Source organism: Pseudoalteromonas sp. SIMBA_162 (assembly GCF_046535955.1).
Classification (GTDB): Bacteria; Pseudomonadota; Gammaproteobacteria; order Enterobacterales; family Alteromonadaceae; genus Pseudoalteromonas; species Pseudoalteromonas marina.
In genome coordinates this window covers 1-260 of the sequence record NZ_JAWJBQ010000628.1, presented here as the reverse complement: position 1 = coordinate 260, position 260 = coordinate 1, and the positions used below count along the sequence as shown (strand labels likewise).

Below are 260 nucleotides of genomic sequence, written 5' to 3'. Positions count from 1 at the left end.
CCGCGACTGTCACCCAAGGTGATCGCAATGGAAACCCGTTCAACGCCGGCGAGCATACCAGCGATATCGATCAGCCAGGGGCCTTCAACGGCGCCACTGTCTACCCGAGCGGCGTCGCGAGCATTGCCAGTGTCAACCAGCAAGGCCTGGCCAATATGGCGGATGTCCTGCAGAGGGGGCAGGCACAGAAAGCAACTGTCTACCAGGATGGCCGCCGCAACCACGCTGATGTCGACCAGAAAAGCTTCAAGAACACGGCC

General features: G+C 60.8%; 1 protein-coding gene. It reads left to right on the top strand.

The window, feature by feature from the left end; genetic code table 11:
* Positions 1-260, top strand: a 260-nt coding sequence (locus tag R0J88_RS21185; RefSeq protein WP_410901055.1) for a hypothetical protein, incomplete at both ends; no start/stop codon positions are given.